Origin of the sequence: Rhizobium sp. CCGE 510, from assembly GCF_000292525.1 — a bacterium.
Taxonomy (GTDB): Bacteria; Pseudomonadota; Alphaproteobacteria; order Rhizobiales; family Rhizobiaceae; genus Rhizobium.
This window is the reverse complement of record NZ_AEYF01000072.1, coordinates 1-1,243: the sequence shown is the minus strand read 5'-3', so window position 1 is coordinate 1,243 and position 1,243 is coordinate 1. Positions and strand designations below refer to the sequence as shown.

Sequence of the window (1,243 nt, the reverse complement as noted above, 5' to 3'; positions counted from 1 at the left end):
GGCGACGACGGTGTGGATTTTGTCGATGCCGAGGGCCTTGAGCCGCTGATCACGGCCAGTCCCGGCTGTACCCATCTGCAGATCGCCTTTCTGCCGGACGCCATGCAGCTGTTCGTGATCGAGCGAACCTGACCGACCGCCGCCGAGGGCGGTCCATCACCTATTTCCACCGCGCATGACCCACCGGCTGGAAGCTTCCAGAGGCACGGGTTCGTGCGCCTCCAATCAGGAGATTTTCGCATGTCGCATGACGATCCCTTCACCATCAACCTGTTCGGCACTACCACGCTCTCGTCGGGACTTGGTCTCGGCGTGACTGCCTTCGCCGGCGATTTCGAACCCGGTGACGACGATCCCGATCCGTCATCCCCCGCGCCGGCACTACCGGTCGCAGCAACCCCACGACCGGCGTCGACTACGGCCGGGGCGCGCGGAACCAACTTCCATCTCGCGACCGACCGTGGCCTCGCCAGCGGCTGGAAGCAACGCGCGCGCGACAACATCGCGGCGATCCGGCTTGCCGCCGAAATCGAGACTAGCGATCGCCCCGCGACGCGCGAGGAGCAGGAACGGCTGATCCGCTTCACCGGCTTCGGCGCCTCCGATCTTGCCAACGGTGTTTTCCGTCGGCCGGGCGAGGCGGATTTTCGGGCAGGTTGGGAGGCGATCGGCGCAGATCTCGAGGACGCCGTCGGTGAGGCCGACCGGGCGCTGCTTGCGCGCTCAACGCAATATGCGCATTTCACGCCGGAGTTTATCGTCCGGGCAATCTGGACCGGACTGCTGCGGCTCGGCTGGCGCGGCGGCCGGGTGCTGGAGCCGGGCATCGGCACGGGCCTGTTTGCAGCGCTGATGCCGGAGAACCTGCACCACGTTTCCCATATCACCGGCGTCGAGCTCGATCCGGTCACCGCGCGCATCGCCCGTCTGCTGCAGCCACGGGCGCGGATCGTCACCGGCAATTTCGCGCGCACGGAGCTGCGGGCGAGCTTCGATCTCGCCATCGGCAATCCGCCCTTTTCCGATCGCACGGTGCGCTCGGACCGGGCTTATCGTACACTTTCCCTGCGGCTGCATGACTATTTCATCGCCCGGTCGATCGACCTCCTCAAGCCTGGCGCACTCGCCGCCTTCGTCACCTCGCACGGGACCATGGACAAGGCGGATAGCGCCGCTCGTGAGCATATCGCGAAGTCGGCCGACCTAGTCGCGGCGATCCGGCTGCCGGAGGGCTCGTTCCGTG

General features: G+C 66.5%; 1 protein-coding gene. It reads left to right on the top strand.

Features of this window, described 5'->3' with window-relative positions:
* Positions 1-240: 240 nt before the first annotated feature.
* On the top strand, positions 241-1,243 hold a 1,003-nt coding region (locus RCCGE510_RS32980), incomplete at its 3' end, for a class I SAM-dependent methyltransferase (protein ID WP_007637650.1).